This is a genomic window from Streptomyces sp. YPW6 (genome assembly GCF_018866325.1).
Classification (GTDB): Bacteria; Actinomycetota; Actinomycetes; order Streptomycetales; family Streptomycetaceae; genus Streptomyces.
Genome location: NZ_CP076457.1, coordinates 1166323 through 1192293, shown reverse-complemented (window position 1 = coordinate 1192293; position 25971 = coordinate 1166323). Strand labels below are relative to the sequence as shown.

Sequence of the window (25971 nt, the reverse complement as noted above, 5' to 3'; positions counted from 1 at the left end):
ATCCTCCCTAGAATCCGAAGTTGATAGTGTCACCTTTTGCCCATCGGGACTTGTACACTGCAATGGGTTCTCCTCCGGTGGGAGTCCAGGCATCATAAACCTTTCCGTCGAGTACTACGACGACGTGGTAGAACCAACCCGCGTCTATGCCGTGGTACTTCGGGAGGATGGCATCAGTTGCGGTCGGGCCGGGCTCGATCGTTACCATGTTGCCCTCTCCGAGACTGTCAAGGATTTCCCTTGCGCATGCTTCACATCCGTAGGAATTGCGGATTTTCTCTACGTCCTTGGGCAGGCCGGGGACGTCGTGATTGAAGCACGGAAGATCGGGCGATGCCGCCATTGTATTCCGTGTCAGGCCGGTGGTCTTACCAGCCTTCTTGCAGCCGCGCTTCAATAGTTTGAGGCTGTCGTACGCCTTTTTCAGCGCCTTGACTTTTGCGCCGACCAGAACTTCCCCGACGAGGACGGCGCAGCTGGTGAAGTCCTTGTCCCTCAGGCACGCTTCGAGCTGGCCAAGACCGGCGAGTTCCTTGGTGATCTCCATCGATTTTTCCAGCGCGGCACCGATTTCCCTGCCGTTTTCGAGGATCTGGCAATTGACCGGTGATTGCATGCACCAGCGGGTGTACTTGTACGGATCGCAGGGGATGATCCCCTGCCCGCATCGGTACAGCTCTCTGGCCCGTCGACCGGCCTCGTTCTTCTCCTTGTCCTCGACAGCGGCCTTACGCCGCGCTTCTTCTTCCTGCCGCTTCTTCGTGACCGCGATGGAGAACGCTTCGGTGGACGCCTTCAACGCCTCCGCCGCGTCCTTGCCCGCGGCGATCGCCGACTGCCGCGCCTGATCGGCGGAGTGCCAGGCGCTGGATGCGTGGACCTGGGCCATCTCCGAGGAAAGCGTGGCATCGGCTGCCGAACTCGCGGCGTCGGTAGCGGCGATGTCAGCGCTCTTCGCAGCATCGGCGGCGGTCTTGGCGGATGCGGCCGCGCTGGCCGCGGAGGCTTCGGCATCCTTGGCGTGCTGCGCCGCTTCGTCGGCGTAGCCCTGTGCCTTGTCCGCCGAGGCTTTGGCCTTCTCCGCCCACTCGTTGGCTTCGGCGGCCGCCTTGCGGGCAGTCGCGGCGACCTTCTGCGCTGTCTGCGCGTTCTGCTGTGCGGTGGCAGCGATCTTCGCCGCGTCGGCGATCAGCTTCTGAACCTGCGCCGTGTGGGTGGTGTTGAGGAGGTCCTGGCGCTGTTTCTTGTACTGCCCGGTCGCGATGAAGGCGTGGAGGGTCTGCGGGGATCCCGCCAGAGCGATGCGGGCTGCGGACTTCACCTCCGGTCCACCGGAGGAGAGCAGTTGCGCTGCTCGGACCCGTTCGTCCTGGGTGCGCGCGGTGTGCTGGGTGTCGGTCAGGAAGACGCTGAACTTCTTCGGATCGTCCGTGGCGAGAGCCGTTCGGCCGGCTTCGGCCAGGATCGGCCCCGCGCCGTCGATGGTCTGGACGATGGCGATGCGCATATCCGCCGCGCCGACTTGGTACTGACCGTTCTCGATGAACTCGGTAATGGCGGCGGCGTCGCCGTTCAGCGCGGTCTCGGCCGCGTCCCTGACCGCCTTGGTCAAGCTTTCCTCTGCGAGGCGCTCGACATAGGAGCGGTCGTCCTGCTGCTTGGCCGTTCCCCAGCCGTTACGCAGGTAGTCGATGACCACCTCGTCAGGGCCGGCGAGGGCGGCCTCGGCGGCAGCCCGGCCCCAGGCCGTGCCGTTCTTCATCACCAGCACGGCCAGCTCGCGCCCCTGAACGGCGACGGCCGCCAGGTCGGCTCCCGGTTCGGAGGCCACGGCGACCAGCCGGTCACGCTCGGTCTCCCGGTCCTTCACCGCCTGCTCGAAGGCGTCGCTCGCGGCGAGCCGGGCCTCTTCGGCGGCCTTGTGGTCTGCGGCCCGTTCGAGGCCCGCGTTGGTCCGGCCGAGGAGTTCCTCCGTCTCCACTTCACGCGCGAGCGCGTATATCTCCTGGGCCTTGGCCACCGCACTGCTCGCCGCGTTCGCGGCCACGGTGGCCGCGTTGGCGTGCGTGGTGGACCGCGCGGCTGCCTGCGCCGCGTCGTGTGCTTGGTCTGCGGCCTCGTCAGCGGCCGCTGCCGCGTTGTTCGCGTGCGCAGCGGCTGACCTGGCTGCCACACCCGCCTCACGGGCTGCCTTCGCCGCCTTGCGGGCCAGATCCCTGGCTGCGGCCGCGGCCCGGTTGGCCTCGGCGGCATGGCGCTTGGCGGCCGCGGCCGCGGCGCGGGCCTCGGCGCCGGCTGAGGTGGCCTGCCCGGCGAGGTTGCCCGCCGTGGTCGCCGCATTGGCCGCGATGTCCGCGTTCGTTCCCGCGCTGATGGCAGAGTCGGCGGCATCAGCGGCTGCCTCCGCTGCGATCACAGCCTGGTCGGAGGCGTCAGCGGCCAGAGCGGCACCCTTGCCCGCGTCCCGGGCCTTCTCCGCCGCCGTACGCGCCGCGGCGGCGTTGTTCTTGTCAACAGCCGCGGCAGCGGCAGCGTTCCGCGCATTCGACGCCGCCTGCGCAGCGCCGGCCGCAGCGGCCGCAGCCTGAGATGCCGCACTCGCAGCCACGCGCGCCGAATTGTTCGCCGCGTGCGAGGCGTTGATCGCCGTCTGCGCCGCACTCGCCGCCTGAGAGGCCGCCTTCGCGGCACGCCCGGCCGCGCGGGCCGCCGCCGCCGTGTCGTCCTTGGCGGCCTCCGCCTCTTTCGCCGCAGTCAACGCGGCTTCTTTGGCCAGCTCGGCGGCCTTCACCGCCTTGTCCGACTCGGACTTGGCCGCCACCGTTTCCTTCGCGGCCTGCCGTCCGGCTTCCTGCGCCAGCGCCGCCAGCTGAGCGACCGTGGCATGCTCCTGGTCCTTGGCCCGCGCGACGAACTGCCCGACCTCCAAAAACTCCCGGATGTCCTCAGCGGTGCCGTTCAGCGCCAGACGACCCGCGGCCTGTACATTCGCGCCCCCCACGCTGAGTATCTGAACGAGCTGCACCCGTTCATCCTGTTTTCGCTGTGCGTACTGTCCCTCCTTCAGGAAGGCGGCTACATCATCCGCGGAACCAGCCAGCGCGGCACGACCTGCATCCTGAACAGCGGGCCCCCCGGCGCTGATGACCTGCGCGACCTGAACGCGTTCGTCCTGTCTCATCGGCGCTTCCCAGCCCCAGCTGAGGAAGATCTCAAGTTCTTCACGGGTCCCCGCGAGGGCGGTGCGGGCGGCTGCCAGAAGCTCCGCACCGCCGACACTGGCGATCTGTGCGGCAGATACACGCTTGTCCTGAAACTCGATGTCCTCGGCCGCCGTCAGGAACGCCTGCAGTTCGGCTTCGGTGCCGGTCAAGGCTGCTTCTGCGGCCGCCTTGACGCCCGGGCCGCCCTCGACCCAGTAGTCGACCGCGCGGCCACGATCGCTCGGTGTGGCCTGGGCCAGAGCAGCGATCCGCCCAGTGGTCGGCTCAGGTTCCGCAGCCGAGACGGGTGCTGCGCCCAGCAGGCCACAGGCAAGGGCCAGTGGCAGCAGGCCCAGTACCAGGGACCGTAGCGCGCCTCGTATTCGCCTTCGGCGGCCAAGCCTTTTGAATCTCTGGTTCATGAATTTCTCCCAGCTTTGGCGGTTTCCATCAGGGCTTTACTGCTGGTGGCCCGGCGATCATACGGCCGGCTGGGCCGGGCGCGCTCCGACTGTCTGGTTTGAGAAGTTGAGGAAGGATTGATTCCTTTACCCCTGCTTTACCTCAATCCTTCGTGTGTCCATGGGGGATCCCTCGCGGCTGGGGGTCACTTACGGTCATTGTTGGCGCGAACGTATGTGATGACATGTGGTCACTTTGTGGTTGCTGGATGGGTCATGCTTGCCGTCGATATCGGCGTAAAGTGCACCAATTGAGGCATGTTATTTCTTTGACTCGACCTCAACCGGGGGTTATGTTGCAGGTGCATTTCACTCTTCCTTCACACTTCTAGGCGGGGGCCTCCGGAAGCGCAGGCGCCATGCCTGAAAGGATTTTTCGGTGGCTTATCGCGCACGCGCATTGTTTGTTTCCGGAGTCATAGGCGCGTTGGCGGTGCTGGTCGGTGTACCGCTTGCCTTCGCCTCCCAGGCGTCAGTGACCTCTGCGCCGACGGCGGGTGCTGACACCCTGCCGTCCACGGTCGAGGACTTCTCCTATCCCGGTGCCGCCAACATCCTGGCGACCAAGGGCATCAAGCTGAAGAAGGGCGACGGTCGCGTTCTCCTGACCGACTGTGAGCCGAATGCCGACCAGATCGTGGTCAGAACCGTCGCGGACGCGGAGGTCGGTCGTGCCGACAACTACTGCTTCCGCACGACTGCCAAGACCGGCTACCTCACCCTTGAGCTGCCCCGAGTCTTCATGATCGAACTTCTGGCCTCGGAGCACCCCATCAGCGCCGATCTGACCGCCAACAACGAGACCACGACGGTGGATGTCGAGGCGGGCGGGTTCGCGAGTGTCGGAGAGGGGCAGATCGGTGGCCCCCGATCGGTGCTGGTGGAGATCCGCGTAACCGGCTGACCTCCGTACCCCGCACTCTCCCCTCAGCCCTTTGACATGAGCAAGGATCAGATCGTGCCCAGAACACGCCCGCGCGCGGCCCTCTTCACAGGGCTGCTCGCGACCTCCCTCGCTGTCGGCGTCCTCACCGCCGCTCCAGCTCAAGCTCTCTCCGGAACCGCCGTCGCCAGCGGCACTTACACTTTCACCGCGAAGCTCGAGATCGGTGAGGGCGACGCGAAACGTGCCTGTACCGGGGCTCTGATTGACCCCCGGTGGGTTCTTACCGCCGCCAGCTGCTTCACCAGCGGGACCACGAGTCCCGTCCGGGGAAAGCCAGAGGCGAAGACGACCGCGACGATCGGCCGCACCGACCTGACCACGACGGGTGGACATGTCAGCGAGATCAGCGAGATCGTCCCGTACGAAGGACGGGACCTGGTGATGGCCCGTCTCGCCGCGCCCGCTGCGGGCATCAGTCCCGTCGGCATCGCCACGACTCCTGCCACCGTCGGCACCACGCTCACCGCGGTCGGGTACGGGCGGACCCGGACCGAGTGGGTGCCCGACAAACTCCACGCGGGGTCGTTCCTCGTCAACGAGGTCACCGGGCCGGCCCTGGGCATCGTCGGTGCGAGTGAGGGCAGTGCGATCTGCAAGGGTGACGCAGGTGGCCCCGTCCTGCGGCAGGACAGCGGCACCGTGGCCCTCGTGGGGGTGAGCGGTGGCTCCTGGCAGGGCGGATGTATCGGGGAGACCGAGACACGCACCGACGCTGTGGCCGCCCGCGCCGACGACCTCCAGCCGTGGATCGATGAAGTCATCGCCGGAGCCAGTGACTTCAACTGCGACGGTGCGCGTGACGTAGCGATCGCTGACCCCGACGCCACGGTGAACGGTGCAGCGAAGGCCGGTCGTGTGCAGCTGGTCTACGGTGCGGGCAAGGGCAACGCGGAGTTGTCGCAGGCGTTGCCGATCGTGTCCGGTGCCGCGGAGGCCAATGACCGGTTCGGTGGTTCGCTGGCGACGTTCGATCACAACCTTGACGGCTGCACCGACCTGGCCGTCGGCGTTCCGGGCGAGGCGATCGGCACGAAGGCCGGTGCCGGAGGGGTGCACATCTTCTACGGTTCGCCCGCCGGGCTCGGCCAGGGCAAGGCCACGGTGAACCTGGTCCAGGGGACCGGCACCGGGGCCCTGGGCAGCATGGGTTCGGAGGCGGGTGACCGCATGGGCGAGGCGATCGCCGCGGGGACGACGATCGCCGGGGTTCCGTATCTCGCGATCGGCCTGCCGGGTGAGGACGGCTCGGGGTTCACGAACGCCGGCGCGGTGGTCTATCTGCACGGCACGGGGCAGACCAACGTCCTGATCAACCAGGCGTCCGAAGGTGTGGCCGGTGCGATGGAGAGCAACGACGACTTCGGTGCCTCTCTGGCCGGATCGCCTCAGCATCTGGCCATCGGCGCGCCGGGGGAGGCGATCGGCGGTATGGCCGACGCCGGTGCGGTGAGCGTGTTCAACCACAAGCTGAACAGCGCGAAGATCCCCACCGGTATTGCCGGGCTGACTCAGGATCTTGCGGAGATCGAGGACGCGTCGGAGGCCGGTGACACGTTCGGGTTCTCGCTGAGCATGACCGCCTATCGGCCCAACGCGGCCGCGACGGGCACCGAGTCGTTGCTCGTGATCGGTACCCCGGGTGAGGGTACTTCCACCATCACGGCCACCGGGCGCATCGACGTCGTCCGCCTGACTCCCTCCGGGTTCAGCCACCTCTCCGGTGTCCACCAGGGCACGGCGGGGGTGGCCGGGGCGAACGAGAACGGCGACCGGTTCGGACACACCGTCTCCGCCGTCAGCACGCGCCCCGAGTCGGTGAGCACCGCTGCCAACACCCTGGTGGCGGTCGGCGTTCCCGGGGAAGACATCGGCAGCGCCACTGACGCCGGAGGCATCATGACCTTCGGTCTGCTCGGGGCCCCGGGAGACTCCGACGGCACTGTCCACCCGGGTACCGCAGGCCTGCCCGGTGCTCCGGTGACGGGGGAGAAGGTCGGCAGTGCGATCACCGCCACCGGCACACACCTCTATGCCGGTATTCCCGACGGCCCCAGCGCCCACGGCCGTGCCTATGCCCTGCCGTGGGTGAACGCCACCGCCGGTGCCGGTGAGCCCGTCACCGCGTACGAGCCCGGCAAGGACGGACTCCCCGCGACCGGCCAGCGGTTCGGCGCCGGCATGCGCTGACCTCCCCACCCCGGACACCAGCATGCTCCGGCCCCGGGGAAACGCGGTCCGCGTTTCCCCGGGGCCGTCCTCCGCTGCTCCGGAGAAGCTCGGCCCTTCCCCTCACGGCCCTCTCTGAAAGAGACCCCTCGTGCGTCGCATTCTTCTGATCCTCGTGGCCGCCGTGCTGGCGACCGCCGGCACCACGGCCGCCGTGCCCGCAACTCCTGCCGCAGCCAAGGCGCCGGCCGCGGTGAAGGCCGAGGCCGCGGCCCAGCAGTACGGCACCCACCCCCACCAGACGGTGGACATCACCTGGAACCCGTCGCCGGCGCCGCGCCCGGCAGTCATCCTGATCACCGGCGGGTACTGGTACACCCACGCCAGCTGGGCGACCTGGGAGAAGCAGCTTGCCGACCAGGGCTTCCAGGTCTTCGCCATGAAGTACCGCCTGAACTTCGAGGCGGCCTGGCCCGCCCAGCGCGACGACGTGGCCCGCGCGGTGAAGTGGGTACGCGACAACGCAGACCGGTACGACACCGACGCCGAGAACATCCTCCTGGTCGGCTCATCGGCCGGCGGGCAGATGGCCACCGACGCCGCGACCCGCGGCACCAACAGCCTCGACCTCAAGGGCATCGTGGCCCTGTCCCCGGTGGCCTCCCCGTACCGGGCCTGGCAGGACGGCAATACTTCCACCGTCGGCAAGATCCGCAAAGTCCGGGACAACGCCACCCTCCTGGCGCGCTGCTACCCCGACCCCGCCGACAACTCCACCGCCTACCGGGAGATGGGCTGCTGGGACACCTGGCGCGACATGGAATCCAAGAACGCCGTCGGCAAGGGAGACGCGCCGATGCTCCTGGTCCACTCCGACGGCGACTTCGTACCCGCTGCCCACTCCACCGAACTCGAAGCCGCCGCGAAGGCCGCCGGGGTTCCCGCCTCGGACGTGGCCACGCGCATCGTCACCGGCTCCACCGCCCACGGGCAGGCCCTCCTCGGAACACCCGGCATGTTCGCCACGGTCGTCTCCTGGCTCAAGGCCCGCACCACCTGACCCACCCCAGCACGGCCCGGTGTTCCCCGGGGCTGTGCTTCATGCCTTCAGCCCGTCCGTACTTTCCTCAAGGAGCAGCAGATGACTCGGCGTGCCCGAGCCGTACACCCGTCCGCGCCGCGCGTCCGCGCCGCGACCGTCGTCCTGGCCATGACCGGAATCGGCAGTCTTGTCTGGCCGGGTGCTGTCCACGCGGCGCCCGCTGCGGCAACGGCGAGCGGGGCGGACTTCACCAACGACGGGATCGGCGACCTGATCGCCGGTGTCCCGCAGGCATCGTCCGCGGCAGGGCAGGTGTCGGTCCTGCCCGGGAGCAGCAGCGGCCCCTCGACGACAGGACGGACGATCATCACACAGAGCGGTTCCGTTCCGGGGGCGCCCGAGCCCGGTGACCGCTTCGGAGCCGATGTGGCGTACGGAGATGTCGACGGTGACGGCCTCACCGACCTCGCCGTCGGCTCGCCCGGCGAGGCGGACAGCGTGTTCAAGGAACGCGGCAACGTCACCGTCCTGACCGGCAGCAGCCGGCTCACCCAGGGCGACTACTTCACCACCGCCGACGACGACCCCCGCAACCCCGGCAGGGCCCGCCTGGGCACAGCGGTCGCCATGGGCGACTTCACCGGCGACGGCCTCGACGACGTCGTCGGCGTCGGGCTCGGCAACGCGGGCTCGGGCGGCTGGCTGGTCTGGCGCGACAGCGCCACCAAGAAGGCCACCACCCTGCGTCTCACCTTCGAAGACCTCAACCACGTCGACGTCGCCGCCGGGGACTTCAACGGCGACGGATACGACGACGTCGCCGTCACCACCGTCGACCGCCACGGCCAGGCACGCGCCTACGAGTACGCGAGCGCCGGCCCGGTCGGCCTCACCCACGCCATGGCCATCCAGATGGGCGCCGGCCGCAGCATCGCCGCCGGAGACATCAACCAGGACGGCCGTGACGACATCGTCATCGGACAACCCGCCCCCACCGAGACCGCCCCCGCCTACGGCGCTGCCACCGGCGGGCAGGTCACCGTCAAACTCGGCCAGCCCTACGGGCTCTACTACCGCGGCCACACCACCACCATCAGCCAGACCACCCCCGACGTGCCCGGCGAAGCGAAGGAAGGTGACGCCATGGGCACCTCGGTCGCCCTGCACGACCTCGACGGAGACAACACCCTCGACATCGTCAGCGGCATCCCCGGCAAGGATTCCACCGTCAACGGAGTCACCAGCACCGACGCCGGAAGCGTCCTCCTGCTCAAGCTCACCACCACACCGGACGGCATCGCCCTCAAGAACGCCACCAGCCTCAGCCAGGGCACCGGCAGCATCGGAGGCGGCGGCGAGACCGACGACCAGTTCGGCACCGCCGTCACGGCGGGAGACTTCACCGGAGACGGCACGACCGGCCTCGTCCTCGGAGCCGCGGGTGAGAACAACAACGACGGCACCACCGTCTACCACCCCGCCACCGGACGCGCCTCCTTCCTCGGCAAAGGCATCGTCGGAACCCCCACCGGAAGCCGCCTCGGCAGCGTCCTCACCTCCTGAGGTCCTGGGGAACGCGGCGCACCGCGACCACACCCTCAACGATTCCCGCGGCTGGTTGATCCACCGCGGGAACAACGTCCTCGGACAGGTCCCTTCCATCGACAGAGACGAGACCCCCATGCCTGGTGACCCCGCTCCCGCATCGCTCCACACGGCAGACCGACGGAAGGGGCCGTCCCGAGGCCCAGGGGAATGGCCGGACGGATTACCGCAGGAGGGCACGCCCCTGTGTCCTCCGAGTCCCGATGAGGAGACGGGGATGTGCGACTGCACCCTCGACTGGATAACGTTGCGGCACTCCGACGGCTGTCCGTCACCGCATTGACGCCCTCAACGTTCCCGGAGAGGCCGCGCGTCACCCCCGCCGCACCCGCCCCACGATCCGGCGGCCCAGCCGGCCGAGCGTTCTGGCGCGGTTCCAGGTGCGGAAGGCGTCCGCCCGGCCGCTGCTGCCCGTGCGGCCCACCGTCGCCTCGACCTCCGCCACGTCCTCGGGGGACATGGCGCGCACCGCCGGGCGCAGGACCTCGTCGAGGAGGGCGGCGGCCACCGGGGGCCAGGTCCTGCCCGCGTGCGGGTGGGCCGTCCAGACGGTGAAGCAGTCCGCCGCGTAAGCGGGTTGGGTGCGCAGCCGGATCCGAACCGGGTCCGTCCGGGCGGTGCGGTCGTACGCGGCGATCAGCTCGGCGTCGTCGCCGTGGACGAAGTCGTACAGTTCGGCGCCCGGGCGGTCCGGGGCGAGCAGGCGTTCGGCCAGGGCCGTGTGCGCCCGCTCCCGGAGGGCCGGTTCGACCGGGTCCGCCTGGGCGCACAGGGTGCGGACCGCCTCCGCCCAGCCGGGTTCCGGTGCGCCCGTGCGCAGTTCGCGGACCAGGTCCAGCAGCAGGAGACCCGCACGCTGCCGGCCGCCGATCTCCCCGGGGAATCCGCGCAGCAGGTCGTGGGCGAGGGCCGCCGCCTCGTCGGTGCTCGCGGCGGGCGAGCCACCGGCGGTCGGCTTCGCGGCGGGCGCGCCCAGTGCCGCGTCGACCAGGCGGGCCCACGTGCCCGCCGCACGGTGCGCGTCCGAGGTCGCCGCGTCCAGCAGCAGGCGGGCCTCCTCGATCGTCGGGGCCCGGTCCGCCCACACCAGGCCCACCGCCGTCCGCAGCACCAGGGGCTCCGCGAAGGGGGAGAGGCCGGCCGCCCGCAGCACCCGGTGCCACACCGCCGCCCGGTCCCCGCCGAGCGTCGCCATCGCCCCCGGCACCTCGGCGCACATCCGCAGGTGCGGCAACGCCTGCGTCCCCGTGAACGGCAGCGCCACCCGCTCCAGGAACCGGGCCACCGCCCCGGGGTCCTGCGGGGCGAGCCGGTCCAGCGCGCCGAGCAACGCCGTCCGCACCTCGAACTGCTCGTCCAGCAGCTCCAGCAGGGCCGGGGCGAAGCCCACAGGCTCCTCGGAACCCGCCCCCCGGCTCTCCTGCGCCGCCGCCTCCGCCAGCAGCGCCGGTGCCAGGCGGTCCACGACCCCCGGCAGCGACTCCGTGCTGTCCACGCCCAGCAGCCGTGCCACCCGCAGCAGTTGTACGGTTCTCGCGACCGAGCGGGGCCCGGCCCTGTCGCCCAGCTCGGTCAGGATCTCCGGGGCGAGCCGCTCCGCGACCGCTGCGCCCTCCGGCCCCACGAACGCGTCCCGGCGCGGCAGTTCCAGCGAGCCGTTGCCGCCCCGTACCGCCTCCGTCACCAGCATCGCCGCGAGCGGAGCGGTCACCGACGCGGGGCATCGGCCCTCCAGGGCGCCGAACAGCCGTCCCACCGCGTCGAATTCGGGCCCCGTACGGTCGTCGATGCCGGGGGATGCGAGAGCGTCGACCAGGTGGCCCGTACGGTCGGCGTCCAGGACGTACGGGCGGTCCGCCGCCCAACCGGCCGCCGCCGCACGCTCGTCCGGCCCGAGCGTGATCCCCGCGCACAGGGCCGTCACCGCCAACGGGCCTGCGGCGAAAGGCTCCCCGGGCAGTTCCCGTGCCTCCCGGAACAGCTCCGACGACCGGCTCCGCCAGACCCGCGCCGCCGTCGTCGCCCACGCGTCGTCCCCGCCCCCGGCCGACGGTGGCTGCCCCGCGCACACATGCACCCGCAGGCCCGCCGCCCTGGCCGCCTCCCCGTCCTCGGGCAGCACCCCCACCACCCGCGCCGCCGAACTCCCCGGCCGCCTGGTGTACGTGGTGAACGTCAGCCGCTCCGCGCTCTCCCGCGGCAGGGTCACGGACGCGAGCCCCAGCCACCTGGCCACGTCCGCGCACCGCCGCTCCACCAGGACCACCGGCCGCCCGCCGGAATCCTCCGGATCGCTCGCCCGGCGCAGATCGGCCAGGACGGCGGCGAGCCAGGGGCCGCGCGACACGGCGAAGTCGTCCAGTCCCTCCGAGACGGCCGTCGGCCCCGGTGGCAGCGTCAACGGGTCCGGTATCGCGCCGCCGGGCGTGACCGCCACCCAGTGCGGCGACCGCCACGTCTCGACCGGCAGCCGGTCGCCCGGCAGCGGCACCCCCGGCGGCAGATGCACCGCGTGCGTGTGGAACCGGAACCCCTGACCCGCGCCGCCGGCCGTGTCCCGTACCGGTATTGACCGGAACACCAGGCGGCTGCCGTCGGAAAGGGTGGCGTAGGTGAACGCCTGGGGTAGCGAGCGGAGTTCGGCGTCCGAAGGGCGGTCGGGGGTGCCCTCGGGAAGTTCGTAGCGCAGCAAGGGCTCGATCTCCGCCAGCAGAGCCCCGGTCACCCCGGGGCCGACGGCCGTGAACCTGCCGCCCGCCCCCTCGTCCCCCGGCGCGGCGGAGGTGTAGTGCACCTGTGCAAGGCTCATCTGTCGGCCCTCTTCGTCCTGCCGCGCCCGGTCCCCGTGCTCACCCCGTACGGCTGGGTCGGGGGGAGAAGTCCGCAGCCGCGGGGGCGACGTTATCAAGGACGGAGGCCTCTTCCCCACGCTGCGTCAGGTCCTGGCCCGAGGGTGGCCGGGCACAGCGCCTCCCCTGGTGTCGTCGTGAGCGGTGTGAGGCTGTCCACGGGCCCGACCGTCCACTTCGGCGCCGGCGGCGGCGGGCCCGTCGAGCACCTCCGCACCGTCCGGACGAGACCGGCCTACGGAGCGGTACCGGCACACCTGGCACCGGTCCCGCGCAGGTCCCGACGAGGTAACAGTCCCTTCCCGGAACTCTGTTGGCCACGGCGGGCGAACCTATGATCGATGCGGCGTCGAGAGGAACGGGGAAACGCTGTGACCGGTCATGTGCCGTTAAGGAGGGGCCGGTACGCCCTGCCCCTGACACTGGTGGCCGTGCTGCTCGCCGGCTGCTCCGGGGCGGCGGACGCCCCGGAGCAGGGGGATGCTTCGACGAGCGCGCACCCGGACCGCGACCCCGACGCCGGGGACACGTTCGTCCCCGACCCCGCCCGGCTCCCGGCGTCCCGGGCCGAGGCGCGCGACCTCATCGGCCGCGTCATCGCCGGCCCCGACAGCTTCGGCCCCGGAGTCGTGAAGCGGAGCCCGTACGAGAGCGACCCGGCCACCTGGTCCGTGCTCGGCGAGGACTGCGTCTGGCGCCGGCAGAAGCCCGCACCCAGCGTCCTGGCCACCCTCACCCGGTCGTTCGAGGCGCCGGCCGCGGCCGGCAAGGGGCCGGTGCGCCTGGCGGCCGTCGTCACCGTCCACCGCACCCGCGAGGACGCGGCCTGGGAGATGGCGGAGTCGATCGAGGAGAGCATGCGCTGCCCCACCCAGCAACTTCGCGCGGGGGAGACGATCGGATCACTGGTCGCCGGGGCGCTCTTCGGCGGCGAGAGCGGCCAGGGCAGCTCCGAGGACTTCCTCAGCGAGGTGGGGGAGTACCGGAGCTCCGAACTGGGCGGGCCGCACCACTACTCCTGGCAGCAGGCGCAGACCCTCCAGCTCACCGTCGCCGTCACCGGCCAGGGAGCCGAAGGCCGCACCAAGGACGAGATCGACGCATGGGTCAGCAAGGCGCAGGGCGTCATGCTGTCCCGGCTCGAAAACGCCGTCGAGAAGCGGAACTGAGGCCTGGTGATGGACGATCTGCGACCCGCCGACCCCGCCCGGATCGGCGGTCACCGGCTCCTCGGCCGCCTCGGCGCCGGCGGCATGGGTGTCGTCTACCTCGGGCGCACCGACTCCGGAGCGCTCGCCGCGATCAAGGTCATCCTGCCCGGTCTCGCGGACGAGGACTTCCGGACCCGCTTCCGGCGCGAGACCGAGGCCGCCCGCCGGGTGGACAGTCCCTGGGCCGTACGGGTCATCGGCGCCGACACCGAGTCCGAACGCCCATGGCTGGCAACGGAGTTCGTCCCCGGCCCGACGCTCGTCGACGTCGTCGCCCAGTGCGGTCCGCTGCCCGTGCGCAGCGTCACGGTGCTGGGCCGGCTGCTGTCCCGCGCCCTGGCCGCCGTGCACGCCGCCGGGCTCGTCCACCGCGACGTCAAACCGGGCAATGTCCTGCTGACGGCCGACGGGCCCCGGCTGATCGACTTCGGGATCGCCCGCGCGGCCGACGCCACCGCCCTGACCGCCACCGGAGTCGTCGTCGGCACCCCCGGCTTCCTGCCGCCCGAGCAGGCATCCGGCCGCACCGCCGGACCGGCCGGGGACGTCTTCTCCCTCGGCTGCCTCCTCGGGTACGCGGCCACCGGCCGCCCGCCGTTCGGCACGGGGCCGGCCGACGCCCTGCTCTACCGGACCGTCCACGACGCGCCCGACCTCGACGGCGTCGAGGAGCCCCGGCTGCGCGCACTCCTGGAACGCTGTCTGGCCAAGGACCCCGCCACCCGCCCGTCCGCGTCCGCTCTCGACCGGCTGATGACCGAGGACGCGCCCACGGGGGAGCGAGCCACCTGGCTGCCCGAGGACGTCGTCCGGATCATCGCGGACCGGTCCGCCGCCGTGCTCGCCCTGCCCGGCATCGACGCCACCGTCGCCGAGGAGCCCCGCCCGCCGGAACCCGCGCCCGGCCGACGGCGTTTCCTGCTCTACGCGGCGGGCGGCGCCGCGGCCCTCGGCGCGGGCGCCCTCACTGCCGTACGCATCGGCGCCGACCGCTCCGGCGCCGGCGGCCCGGACGGGGAACCGGGCGGACGCCGCTGGATCGTCGGCGTGCACGCCGACCTGACCGGACCGCTGAGCGCCGCCGGGCGAGCCCAGGAGCGGGGCGTCCGGCTCGCCGTCGACCGCTTCAACTCCACCGGCGACCAGCCCTTCCGGCTCGCCGTGAAGGTCCTGGACGACACGGGGGACCCCACCCGCTCCGCCCGCGTCGCCGAGGAGTTCACCCGCGACCCGGAGGTCGCGGCGGTCATCGGTCCCACGAGTGACGCCGCGGCCGTCGCCGCGCTCCCCACGTACGACGAAGCGACCCTGCCGGTGCTGACGGTGTCGGCCCTCCAGATCGTCTTCCCGCCCCGGGCCAACGGCGCGCTCTTCCAGGCCGGTCCCTCCTACGCGTCCCTCTCGATGCCGATCGTCCACCGCCTCCTGACGCACCCCGGCACCGAGCGGCTGGGCATCCTGATCGACCGCGCCGGCGGGCAGGCCGCCTATCAGGCGGGCTACGCCGCGAACCTGATGACGCCCAGCCTCACCACGGGGACCACCCACCCCCGTGTGGTGCCCGCCGGGACGAGCGCCTTCGAACCGGTCGTCGCCGACCTCCTCGCCCACCGCAGCGACGCCCTCTTCTACGCCGGCGACGCGGCGGGCGCCTCCCGGGTCGCCCGCGTCCTGGGGGGCCTCTCCTTCGACGGACCGCGTATGGCCCAGCACACCGCCATGGGACGGGAGTTCCTGGAGCGCGCGGGCGCGGCGGCCGACGGCTGGGAGTTCGTCGCACCCTTCACCGACGCGAGCGCCCCGGCCGCCGCGACGTTCGCCGAGGCCCACCGCAAACGCTTCGGCGCCGAGCCCGCGGCGTGGTCGGCCGAGGCCTACGACGCCGCCGGTCTCGTCGCCCGTGAACTGGCCGCCCTGGCCGGCCGGGCGACGGCGAGCGCGCAGCCGAGCGCCGGGGCCTCCGGAGACGGCCACCCCGTCCGCACCCGGCTCACCGCCGCGATCGCCGCCTCCCGGTACGAAGGCGTCTCCCGGACCTATGCGTTCGACGAGGAGGGGCAGCAGCTCGTCGGCGAGGAAGCCCACGTGTACCGGGTGGAGGACGGCCGCTTCCGCTACCTCGGCGCGGCCGGGCAGCCGGAGCCGAAGAGCTGACGTGCGGCCCCTCACCCGGGAGGACCCCCGCACCGTCGGCCCCCATCGCACCCTCGCCCGGCTCGGCGCCGGCGGTATGGGAGTGGTCTACCTGGCACGCTCGCCGGGCGGGGCGCTCGCCGCGGTCAAGGTGATCCGGGCCGAACACGCCGCCGACCCGGGGTTCCGTACCCGCTTCCGGCGCGAGGCCGGGGCGGCGGGCCGGGTCGAGGGTCCGTGGGTGGTCCCGGTGCTCGGCGCGGACACCGAGGCCCGCGAGCCGTGGCTGGCCACCGCGTTCGTCCCCGGGCCCTCCCTGGCCCAGGTGGTGGCGGCCGGCGGCCCCCTGCCGACCATCACCGTCCGGGCGCTCGGGTGCCGGCTCGCGGAGGCCCTCGTCGCGGTCCACGAGGCCGGGCTGGTCCACCGCGACGTGAAACCCGGCAATGTGCTCCTCGCCCTCGACGGCCCGCGCCTCATCGACTTCGGGATCGCCCGGCACGAGGGCGCCACCGCGCTCACCGCCACCGACGCGGTGATCGGCACGCCCGGCTACCTCGCCCCCGAACAGGCGGTGGCCGGCCCGGTCGGCCCGCCGTGCGACGTCTTCTCGCTCGGCTGCGTGCTGGCGTACGCGACGACGGGCCGGCGGCCGTTCGGGGAGGGGGGCGCGGCCGGTGTCCTGTTCCGCACGGTCCACGAGGAGCCGGACCTGACGGGGGTGCCGCCCGAACTGCTGTCCCTGATCACCGCCTGCCTGAGCAAGGACCCGGAGGCCCGGCCGACGGCGGGGCGGATCGGCGACGACCTGGTGAGGGCCGGGGCTACGGGCGGGGGAGCCGAGGCCGCTCCGGGCGGGGGTGGCGATGGCGCTGGGCGCCCGTCTCCGGACCGGCGGGGTGCCGAGGCCCCTCCGGGGAGGGCTGGGGGCGGGGGTGCCGAGCGTGCCCCGGACCGGGCTCCGCCCCCGGAGCGGGAGACCGTTCCGCCCCTGGAGCCGGAGGTCGCTCCGCCCCCCGAGGCGGAGACCGCGACGCCCTCGGAGCCGGAGACCGCTCCGCTCCCGGAGGCGGAGACCGCGACGCCCTCGGTGCCCTGGCTCGCACCCCCCGGGCTCGCCGCGCTGGTCGCCGAGCGTTCCGCGGCGGCACTCGCCTTGCCGGACCCCGAGCCGCCGCCGCCCGTCACCTTCCCCCCGCCCGACGAGGAGGCGGCACGGCCGGCGGCGGGGCTCGCCCGGCGCAGGTTCCTGATCGCGGGCGGTGCCGCGGCCGTCGTGGTCACCGGTGGCGCCGGCGCGGCGTGGCTCGCCGGGCGGCGGTCCGGCGGGGCCGGGCCGGGCGCCGGCGCACCGCCCACGTACACGATCGGGCTCCAGGCCGACCTCAGCGGGCCCGGCCGGGGCACCGGCATCGCGCACCGGCGCGGCGTCCTGCTCGCGATCGCCGATCACAACGCCCGCGCCGGGACGACGTTCCGCCTCGCCCTGCGGACCGAGGACGACGCGGGGGACCCGGACCGGGCGCTTCGGGCGGCCGGCCGGCTGGGGGCAGCCCCCGGCCTCATCGCCACGATCGGGCCGACCGGCGCCGTACTCGCGGCCGACGTCGTGCAGCGGTACGCCGAGGCACAGCTCGCCCTCGTCGTCGTCGCGGCGGGCTCCACGACGGCGTCCGGGACGGCCGCCCACCTGTGCGTGACCCGGCCGTACGACCGCATGCTCACCCCGGGCCTCATCGGCTACGTCGCCCACACGCGTCCCGCCGCCCCCGTCCTCCTCGTCGAGGACGGGGGCGGCGCCCGCCTCGCAGGAGAGCTGGGCAGCGGGTTCCGCAACACCCCGCCCGCCGGCGTCACCCTCGCCGAACACGTTCTGCCACCGGGCGACGCGGGCTTCGCCGCGACCGCCCGCAAGGCCGTGGCAGGCCGCGCGGACGCCGTGGTGTTCGCCGGCGGCGACGCGACCCGGGCCGCCCGCCTGGCCACCGCACTGGCCCGCGAGGGCTACACCGGCGGCCGGGTCGCCGCCGGACCCGCCCTGGGGCCCGCCTTCCTCGACGAGGCGGGGGAGGCTGCCGACGGCTGGGTCTTCGCCGAGGCCTACGCCGACCCCGAGGCCCTCCCGTCGGCCGGGGCGTTCACCGCCGCCCACCGCGAACGCTTCGGCGCACCCCCGGCGACCTGGGCCGCCGAGGCGTACGACGCGGTCGGCCTCATCGCCCGTGCCGCCGCGACCACCGGCGGTCCGTGGGAGATCCGCGGCGGCATGGCTCGGCGGCTCCTGCGCACCGAGCACCGGGGGATCGTGCGTCGGCTCGCCTTCCGTCCGTCCATCCGCCAGGTGCGGTACGACAACGGGATCTTCCTGTACCGGATCGAGCAGGGCCGCCCCCGCTTCCTCGGCCCGTTCCGGGAGGTCCGGGAGGCGTCCGGCGGCAGCGGTCGGTGAAGCCCCGGCCAGGTGTGAAGATCTTCTGCGGCGGCGCTTAAGAAATCCTCGATGGACCGGGGACCCGTCCGTACGGCAGCCTTTTCGGTGACGGCCGGGGACGGCGCGTGGAGCTTTCCGAGATGCTCCGTCCCGTCCCGCCGAACCCCCACCATGGGGGGTGACACCCAAGACCACCCCGGGCCGCAGGGTCCTCCGACATGCCCCGCGGCCCGGGGTATTCACTCGCGTACCGACGTCAGGGAGCCACCGCCGTGAAGGCACTCGTCAAGCAGAAGGCCGAACCCGGACTGTGGCTGATGGACGTGCCGGAGCCGGAGTACGGCCCCAACGACGTCCTGATCAAGGTCCTGCGCACCGGTATCTGCGGCACCGACCTGCACATCCGCGCGTACGACGGCTGGGCCCAGCAGGCGGTCACCACCCCGCTGGTCCTCGGCCACGAGTTCGTCGGTGAGGTCGCCGCGACCGGCTCCGACGTCGCCGACATCGCCACCGGCGACCTGGTCAGCGGCGAGGGACACCTCGTCTGCGGCAAGTGCCGCAACTGCCTCGCCGGCCGCCGCCACCTCTGCCGCTCCACCGTCGGCCTCGGCGTCGGGCGGGACGGGGCGTTCGCGGAGTACGTGGTCCTGCCCGCCTCGAACGTATGGGTGCACCGGGTCCCCGTCGACCTCGACATCGCGGCGATCTTCGACCCGTTCGGCAACGCCGTGCACACCGCGCTCTCCTTCCCGCTGGTCGGCGAGGACGTCCTGATCACCGGCGCGGGCCCGATCGGCATCATGGCCGCCGCCGTCGCCCAGCACGCCGGCGCCCGCAACGTCGTCATCACCGACGTCAGCGAGGCCCGTCTCGCCCTCGCCCGCAAGGTCGGCGTCAGCCTCGCCCTGAACGTCGCGGAGAACACCATCGCGGACGGGCAGCGCGAACTCGGCCTGCGCGAGGGCTTCGACATCGGCCTGGAGATGTCCGGCCGCCCCGAGGCGATGCGCGACATGGTCGCGAACATGACGCACGGCGGCCGGATCGCCATGCTCGGCCTGCCCGCCGAGGAGTTCGCCGTCGACTGGGCCCGCATCGTCACCTCGATGATCACCGTCAAGGGCATCTACGGCCGTGAGATGTACGAGACCTGGTACGCCATGTCCGTCCTGCTGGAGGGCGGCCTCGACCTCAGCCCCGTGATCACCGGCAGGTACGGCTTCCGTGACTTCGAGGCGGCCTTCGACGACGCGGCGAGCGGCCTCGGCGGCAAGGTCATCCTCGACTGGACCGCCTGACGCGCCCGGCGCCTCCACCGGTCTGCCACCTGATCTCCTGGTCCGTTACCTGATCTCTTAAGGAATCCGCATGTTCGACTCCGTACGCGACGATCTGCGCACCACCCTCGACGAGATCCGCGCCGCCGGGCTGCACAAGCCCGAGCGCGTGATCGGCACCCCGCAGTCCGCGACCGTCGAGGTCACCTCCGGCGGCCGCCCCGGCGAGGTCCTCAACTTCTGCGCCAACAACTACCTCGGCCTCGCCGACCACCCCGAGGTCGTCGCCGCCGCCCACGAGGCGCTCGACCGCTGGGGCTACGGCATGGCCTCGGTCCGGTTCATCTGCGGCACCCAGGAGGTCCACAAGGAGCTGGAGCAGCGGCTCTCGGCCTTCCTCGGCCAGGAGGACACGATCCTCTACTCCTCCTGCTTCGACGCCAACGGAGGAGTCTTCGAGACCCTGCTCGGCCCCGAGGACGCGGTCATCTCCGACGCCCTCAACCACGCCTCGATCATCGACGGCATCCGGCTCTCCAAGGCCAAGCGCCACCGCTACGCCAACCGCGACATGGCCGAGCTGGAGACGCAGCTCAAGGAGGCCTCCGGGGCGCGCCGCCGCCTCATCGTCACCGACGGCGTCTTCTCCATGGACGGGTACGTCGCCCCGCTCCAGGAGATCTGCGACTTGGCCGACCGCTACGACGCCATGGTCATGGTCGACGACTCCCACGCCGTCGGCTTCGTCGGCCCCGGCGGCCGCGGCACCCCCGAACTGCACGGCGTGATGGACCGGGTCGACATCATCACCGGCACCCTCGGCAAGGCGCTCGGCGGAGCCTCCGGCGGTTACGTCGCGGCCCGCGCGGAGATCGTCGCCCTGCTGCGCCAGCGCTCGCGCCCGTACCTCTTCTCCAACACCCTCGCCCCGGTCATCGCCGCGGCCTCCCTCAAGGTCATCGACCTGCTGGAGTCCGCCGGGGACCTGCGCGAGCAGCTCGCCGCGAACACCGAGCTCTTCCGTACCCGGATGACCGCGGAGGGCTTCGACATCCTGCCCGGCGACCACGCCATCGCCCCCGTGATGATCGGCGACGCCGGCCAGGCGGGCCGCATGGCGGAACTGCTCCTGGAGCGCGGTGTGTACGTGATCGGCTTCTCGTACCCCGTCGTGCCGCAGGGCGCGGCCCGCATCCGGGTCCAGCTCTCGGCCGCGCACTCCGCCGCCGACGTGAACCGTGCCGTGGACGCGTTCGTCGACGCGCGGGCCGCCCTGGAGGCGGAAGGCGCCTGACCGGCCCGCCCGGGGCCCCGGACCCGCCCGACCCGGTCGGCGCTCGCGCCTGACCGGGTCGGTGGTTCCGCCGCCACCTGGGACAATGGGCACATGATCGATGCGCGGCGGCTGCGAATCCTCCGTGCGGTGGCCGACCACCGCACGGTGACCGCGGCCGCCGCCGCGTTGTACCTGACCCCCTCCGCCGTCTCCCAGCAGCTCGCCGCCCTGGAGCAGGAGACCGGCCACCGCCTCGTCGAACGCGGATCGCGCGGGGCCCGGCTCACCGCCGCCGGGGAGATCCTGCTGAGCCACGCCAACCTGGTCCTCGCCCAGCTGGAGCGGGCCGAGGCGGAGCTGGCCGACTACAGCGCGGGCGTCGCCGGTACGGTCACGGTCGCCGCGTTCGCCACCGGCATCGGCCTCGTCCTCGCCCCCGCCCTCACCGAGCTGGCCCGCACCGCGCCCGGCATCCGGGTCAAGGTCCAGGACGCGGAGGGCGACGCGAGCGTGCCGATGGTGCTGGACCGGCAGGTGGATGTGGCGGTCGCCGTCGAATACCGGGGCGCGCCGGCCGAGGACGACCGCAGGCTCACCCGCGTCCCGCTGTACTCGGAGCCGTTCGACGCCGTGCTCCCGGTGGGCCACCGCCTCGCCGACCAGGACCAGGTCGCCGTCGCGGACCTGGCGAAGGACCCGTGGATCGGGCCGTACCCGGGCAACCCCTGCCATGACGTGGTGGTCCTGGCCTGCGAGTACGCCGGTTTCGCCCCGCGCCTGGACCACTCGTCGGACGACTTCCACGCGGTGGTCGCCCTGGCCGGGGCCGACGCCGGAGTGGCCCTGGTGCCCCGCTCCGCGCTGCGCGGGATGGAGCTGACCGGGGTGGTCGTCCGCCCGGTCGAGGGCAGCGCCCCCACCCGCCGGGTCTTCGCCGCCGTGCGCCAGGGGGCGGAGAGGCATCCGCTGATCCGGCCGGTGCTGGACGCGATGGAGACGGTGGCCCTGCGCGAAGCGGGCCTGGCCGCCCGGTCGTGACCCGAGAGCCGCGGGCCTCGGCCGGGGGTGGTCCGGCCCGAGGCCTGTACGTCGGCGGCCTGCCCTTCTGGCTCGGCTCCGGGCGGTCCGTCCTGAGGTCTGTCCCGGGCGGCCTGTCCCCCGGGGGCTTGCCCCGCACCACGGGGGCCCGCGCCACCGGCCAGGAGGCCCCTGGGACGGTTGACCGGCACCCGTGCCACCGGCACCCGTGCCCCGGGACCTGCGCCCCCGTTCAGGCGCCCCCGTTCCGGCGCCCCCCGGGTACGGTTCGCCGGAACCCCTGCCACCCGCGCCCTGCCGCCGCCCCGGCCGGCCGCCCCGGGTCGTAGGCGATCTGCCAGCAGACCAGCGCCACCAGGATCCAGATCGTCACCCAGGCCGGCAGCTCCACGCCGAGCGGGGCCAGCGCGACCGAGACCGTCAGGCAGGGCAGTGCCCAGCCCAGGAGCCAGAGCCGGTCGGACCGGTCCGCGAGCGGCAGCGCCGCCACCAGGCCGGCCGCGAAGTACCCGGCCATCGCCCCGCACAGCAGCCAGTGCTGCTCCTCGGGCAGGACGTCGTCGACATGCGTGATCGCTGATCCCAGTGCGGTCGCCAGAGCGACCAGGAAGCCGGTCATCAGGGCGTGCAGCAGCATCGCCAGCCTCGGCGCGAGCGCGCCTCTGCGCAGGTGCGGGATGCCGTTGGTGCCGTAGATCAGACTCAGCGCGCAGATCGAGGCCAGCAGCCCGAACGCGCCGAGCCCGGTGGCGGCGAGCGGTCCGTCCCAGGCGTCCCGCTCCGACGCCGCGTTGATGATCTGGATGACGCCCTCGCCCAGCACGATGATCACGTACAGGCCGAGCCGTTCGCTCATGTGCGCCGTGTCGATCCGCGACTCGCCGATCCGGGGCGGTCCGGCGACCGGTCCGTGCGCGGGGCACGGCGGCGGGCGGCCGCCGCGGCGGCGTGCGGCGCGTTCGCCGGCCCGGCGCAGGGCGCGCTCGCGGGTGGAGATGAGCAGGGTGACGATGTCCAGCGCGATGCCGAGCGCCCAGAGCCAGTAGCGCAGCGGGGTGTCCACGAAGAGCGAGACGAGCCAGGGCACGGCCCCCGCCCCGAACTGGGCCAGCGGCCAGTCCACCACGATGCTGCCGCGCTGCCAGACCCGGCCCGCCTGCCAGCGCAGCGCGACATAGGCGACGACGAAGGCGATCGCGTGGCTGGACCGGACCGTGTGCACGGAGGCGGCCATCACGGCCATGCCGAACATCGCGAGCAGCAGGGTGCGGAGCCGGGTTTCGGAGGCCGCGATGTCCCCGTAGACGGCGATCCCGGCCCAGGTGGTCCAGAAGGCCAGGTAGAGGACCGTGTAGAGCGCGAGGTCCGTCAGATGCGGTCCGTCGTGCAGCAGTTGGGCCAGCTGGCCCGCCCCGGCGACGACGACGAGGTCGAAGAACAGCTCGTTCCATTCGGCGTGCCGCTCGGCGGGCGCGGCGCTCCCCGTCTCCGGGGACTCCTTCGACTCCATGCACTCATGGTCGTCGGAGGGCGTCGTGCCGCGCCTCGGCTGTGGGCCGAATGGCGACGGCTCAGACGGCGGGCTGGAGCAGGTCCCACCGGTTGCCGTACAGGTCCTCGAAGACCGCGACCGAGCCGTACGCCTCGTGGCGCGGCTCCTCCAGGAAGCGCACCCCGGCCGCGCGCATCCGTGCGTGGTCGGCCGCGAAGTCCTCGGTGTGCAGGAAGAACCCGACCCGGCCGCCCGTCTGCGCCCCGACGGCCGCGCCCTGCGCCGCGTCCTTCGCGCGGGCGAGCAGCAGCCCCGTGCCGTCCGCCGCCCCGCGCGGGCGCACCACCACCCAGCGGCTGCCGTCGCCCCGGTCGGTGTCTTCGACCAGGTCGAAGCCGAGCGCGTCGCGGTAGAACGCGAGCGCCTCGTCGTAGTCGCGGACGACCAGGGTGACCAGGGCGATGCGGGACATGGGCGGCCTTTCGGGAGGCTGAACGGCGCGGGGGAGGGGCGGGCGAGCCGGGACGTTGAAGTTATACGTAACACTAACGCTTCGGTCGCCGTCCGCCGGGCACAATGCGCCGCATGGACTTCGTGGACGCGACGAGCACCGGCGGCCGGGCCGCGCTGAACGACCGGGCCCGTGCGCTCGCCGGCGCCGGACAGCGGCGCATCCTCGGGATCGCGGGCCCGCCCGGTGCCGGCAAGTCCACCCTGGCGGACCGGCTGGTCGCGGCCCTGGACGGACGCGCCGCCCTCGTCCCCATGGACGGCTTCCATCTGGCGGCCGCCGAGCTGGACCGCCTCGGCCGCGCCGGCCGCAAGGGTGCGCCGGACACCTTCGACGCGGCCGGGTACGCGGCGCTGCTGCGGCGGCTGCGGACGCCGGACCCGGTGCACGCGGTCTACGCCCCGGCCTTCGACCGGTCCCTGGAGGAACCGGTCGCGGGGTCGCTGCCGGTCCCGCCGGACGTCCCTCTCGTCGTCACCGAGGGCAACTACCTGCTGCTCGACGACGGCCCCTGGGCCCCGGTGCGCGGGCTGCTGGACGAGGTGTGGTTCCTGGATCTCGACCCCGAGGTCCGGGTGCGCCGGCTGGTCGACCGGCATGTGCACCACGGCAGGCTCCGGCGCGACGCCGAGGAGTGGGTGGCCCGGTCCGACGAGGCGAACGCCCGGCTGGTGGAGCGGGGCCGTGACCGGGCGGACCTGATCGTGCGGCTGCCCGACGGGCGACGGCGGTCGAGGGCCGACGGCTGACGCCCGGCCGGGCACGCCGGAGCCGGACGCGTCGGAGCCGGGCACGTCGGCCGCGATCTGACCGCGGGCGCCGGCCCGCAAGCCGACCGCGGCCACGGAAGAGGGCCTGCCGAACCGCAAGCCGACCGCAGGCACGGAAGGGGGCCTGGCGAACCGGAAGCCGGTCGTGGGCAGACCGACACCGCCATGGCGCCCGGAAGCCGGTCGTGCGCACGCCGGTGTCCCGCGAGCGCCCGCAAGCGGGACGCGGACACGCCGGGGCCGGGCGCGTCGGCCGGGCAGGCGCTCGCGTACGCCCGTGGCCGTAATCGCCGCCTGGGAAAGCGGTCGCGCACGCCCGTGCCCGGACACGCGGCAGGAAGGCGGTCGCGTGCGCCACGCCGTACGGGCAGGATGCTGTGTGCCGTGTCGCACCGCCAGGAGGCCCTGATGCCGAGCCCGAGCCCGTCCGCCCAGCCGTCCGCCGCACCCCAGCCCTTCACCGCCGAGGACTACCGGGCCCGGATGGCGCGGGCCGCCGAGTCCGCCGCCGAGGCCGGGCTCGCCGGGGTGATCGTCGCGCCGGGGCCCGACCTCGTCCACCTCACCGGCTACCGCCCGGTGAGCACCGAGCGCCTCACCCTCCTCGTGCTGCGGGCCGGCCACGACCCGGTGCTGGTCGTCCCGACCCTGGAGGCCCCCGACGCGGCCGCCGCCACCGGGGCGCCCGCGCTGACGCTGCGCGACTGGACCGACGGCAAGGACCCGTACGGGGTGACCGCCCCGCTGCTGGACGCCGAGGGCCGCTTCGGGGTCAGCGACAACGCCTGGGCGATGCATCTCCTGGGCCTTCAGCGGGAGTTGCCCGGAACCTCCTACACCGCGCTCACCGAAGCCCTCCCGATGCTCCGCGCCGTGAAGGACGCCGCCGAGCTGGAACGGCTCGCCGCCGCCGGGGCCGCCGCCGACGCCACGTACGAGGAAATCCTCAGGGTGCGCTTCTCCGGACGCCGGGAGGTCGACGTGGCCATGGATCTCGCGGCGCTGCTGCGGGAGTTCGGGCATTCCCAGGTCGATTTCACCGTCGTCGGATCGGGCCCCAACGGAGCCAACCCGCACCACGAGGCGGGCGAACGCACCATCGAGCGCGGCGACATGGTCGTCCTCGACTTCGGCGGCCTGAAGCACGGTTACGGCTCCGACACCTCTCGTACGGTCCATGTCGGCGAACCCACCGCCGAGGAGCAGCGGGTCCACGACATCGTCCGCGAGGCCCAGCGGGCGGGCTGCGCCGCCGTCCGGCCCGGCGTCGCCTGCCAGGAGATCGACCGGGCCGCGCGCGCGGTGATCACCGAGTTCGGCTACGGCGACCGGTTCATCCACCGCACCGGCCACGGCATCGGCGTCACCACCCACGAACCGCCCTACATGATCGAGGGCGAGGAGCAGCCGCTCGTCCCCGGCATGTGCTTCTCCGTGGAACCGGGGATCTACCTCCCCGGCCGCTTCGGCGTCCGGATCGAGGACATCGTGGCGGTGACCGAGGACGGCGGCCGACGCCTCAACACCACCGGCCGTGAGCTCGCCGTCGTGGAGTAG

At 72.8% G+C, this 25971-nt stretch carries 16 protein-coding genes; 12 read left to right on the top strand and 4 right to left on the bottom strand.

Annotated elements, in window-relative coordinates:
• Nucleotides 1-7 precede the first annotated feature (7 nt).
• On the bottom strand, nucleotides 8-3625 hold the full coding sequence (locus tag KME66_RS05190) for an ALF repeat-containing protein (protein ID WP_216319479.1): 3618 nt from the start codon (nucleotides 3623-3625) through the stop codon (nucleotides 8-10).
• Between the two features lie 418 nt (nucleotides 3626-4043).
• On the opposite strand from KME66_RS05190, the gene KME66_RS05185 reads away from it, so the two are divergent.
• The 4 genes from KME66_RS05185 (at nucleotide 4044) to KME66_RS05170 (ending at nucleotide 9381) form a co-directional block, all read left to right on the top strand.
• Nucleotides 4044-4568: a hypothetical protein gene (locus KME66_RS05185; protein ID WP_253208235.1), complete on the top strand. Its 525-nt coding sequence runs from the start codon at nucleotides 4044-4046 to the stop codon at nucleotides 4566-4568.
• 54 nt (nucleotides 4569-4622) lie between these two features.
• Nucleotides 4623-6797 (top strand): trypsin-like serine protease, encoded by a 2175-nt coding sequence (locus tag KME66_RS05180; protein WP_253208234.1) that lies wholly within the window; start codon nucleotides 4623-4625, stop codon nucleotides 6795-6797.
• A gap of 130 nt (nucleotides 6798-6927) precedes the next feature.
• Entirely contained in the window at nucleotides 6928-7836 is a 909-nt protein-coding gene (locus tag KME66_RS05175) for an alpha/beta hydrolase (protein ID WP_216319473.1), read from the top strand.
• Nucleotides 7837-7917: 81 nt separating this feature from the next.
• The gene (locus KME66_RS05170) at nucleotides 7918-9381 is read left to right on the top strand and encodes an FG-GAP-like repeat-containing protein (RefSeq protein WP_216319470.1); all 1464 of its coding nucleotides are present in this window, start codon (nucleotides 7918-7920) and stop codon (nucleotides 9379-9381) included.
• A gap of 355 nt (nucleotides 9382-9736) precedes the next feature.
• Here the strand turns inward: KME66_RS05170 and KME66_RS05165 are convergent, their stop codons facing one another.
• On the bottom strand, nucleotides 9737-12232 hold the full coding sequence (locus KME66_RS05165) for a GTPase-associated protein 1-related protein (protein WP_216319467.1): 2496 nt from the start codon (nucleotides 12230-12232) through the stop codon (nucleotides 9737-9739).
• Nucleotides 12233-12697: 465 nt separating this feature from the next.
• Here KME66_RS05165 and KME66_RS05160 point away from each other — a divergent pair, with 465 nt between their 5' ends.
• From KME66_RS05160 to KME66_RS05135, 6 genes are all read left to right on the top strand, one after another.
• Nucleotides 12698-13441 (top strand): hypothetical protein, encoded by a 744-nt coding sequence (locus KME66_RS05160; RefSeq protein WP_216319464.1) that lies wholly within the window; start codon nucleotides 12698-12700, stop codon nucleotides 13439-13441.
• A gap of 9 nt (nucleotides 13442-13450) precedes the next feature.
• Nucleotides 13451-15637 (top strand): bifunctional serine/threonine-protein kinase/ABC transporter substrate-binding protein, encoded by a 2187-nt coding sequence (locus KME66_RS05155; RefSeq protein ID WP_216319462.1) that lies wholly within the window; start codon nucleotides 13451-13453, stop codon nucleotides 15635-15637.
• Nucleotide 15638: 1 nt separating this feature from the next.
• Nucleotides 15639-18065: an ABC transporter substrate-binding protein gene (locus KME66_RS05150; RefSeq protein WP_216319459.1), complete on the top strand. Its 2427-nt coding sequence runs from the start codon at nucleotides 15639-15641 to the stop codon at nucleotides 18063-18065.
• A gap of 254 nt (nucleotides 18066-18319) precedes the next feature.
• Nucleotides 18320-19348, top strand: a complete 1029-nt coding sequence (gene tdh, locus KME66_RS05145) for an L-threonine 3-dehydrogenase (protein ID WP_216319456.1) — start codon at nucleotides 18320-18322, stop codon at nucleotides 19346-19348.
• A gap of 70 nt (nucleotides 19349-19418) precedes the next feature.
• Nucleotides 19419-20621: a glycine C-acetyltransferase gene (locus KME66_RS05140; protein ID WP_073221148.1), complete on the top strand. Its 1203-nt coding sequence runs from the start codon at nucleotides 19419-19421 to the stop codon at nucleotides 20619-20621.
• Between the two features lie 93 nt (nucleotides 20622-20714).
• Nucleotides 20715-21641 carry a LysR family transcriptional regulator gene (locus KME66_RS05135; RefSeq protein ID WP_073221151.1) on the top strand — a complete coding sequence of 309 codons (927 nt, stop codon included), beginning with the start codon at nucleotides 20715-20717 and terminating at the stop codon, nucleotides 21639-21641.
• Between the two features lie 232 nt (nucleotides 21642-21873).
• Here KME66_RS05135 and KME66_RS05130 read toward each other — a convergent pair whose 3' ends face one another.
• On the bottom strand, nucleotides 21874-23151 hold the full coding sequence (locus tag KME66_RS05130; RefSeq protein WP_216319454.1) for a low temperature requirement protein A: 1278 nt from the start codon (nucleotides 23149-23151) through the stop codon (nucleotides 21874-21876).
• A gap of 61 nt (nucleotides 23152-23212) precedes the next feature.
• The gene (locus KME66_RS05125) at nucleotides 23213-23605 is read right to left on the bottom strand and encodes a VOC family protein (RefSeq protein WP_073221157.1); all 393 of its coding nucleotides are present in this window, start codon (nucleotides 23603-23605) and stop codon (nucleotides 23213-23215) included.
• Nucleotides 23606-23718: 113 nt separating this feature from the next.
• Here KME66_RS05125 and KME66_RS05120 point away from each other — a divergent pair, with 113 nt between their 5' ends.
• Both KME66_RS05120 and KME66_RS05115 read left to right on the top strand, forming a co-directional pair.
• Nucleotides 23719-24393: a nucleoside/nucleotide kinase family protein gene (locus KME66_RS05120; RefSeq protein ID WP_216319450.1), complete on the top strand. Its 675-nt coding sequence runs from the start codon at nucleotides 23719-23721 to the stop codon at nucleotides 24391-24393.
• Between the two features lie 429 nt (nucleotides 24394-24822).
• Nucleotides 24823-25971: an aminopeptidase P family protein gene (locus tag KME66_RS05115; protein WP_216319447.1), complete on the top strand. Its 1149-nt coding sequence runs from the start codon at nucleotides 24823-24825 to the stop codon at nucleotides 25969-25971.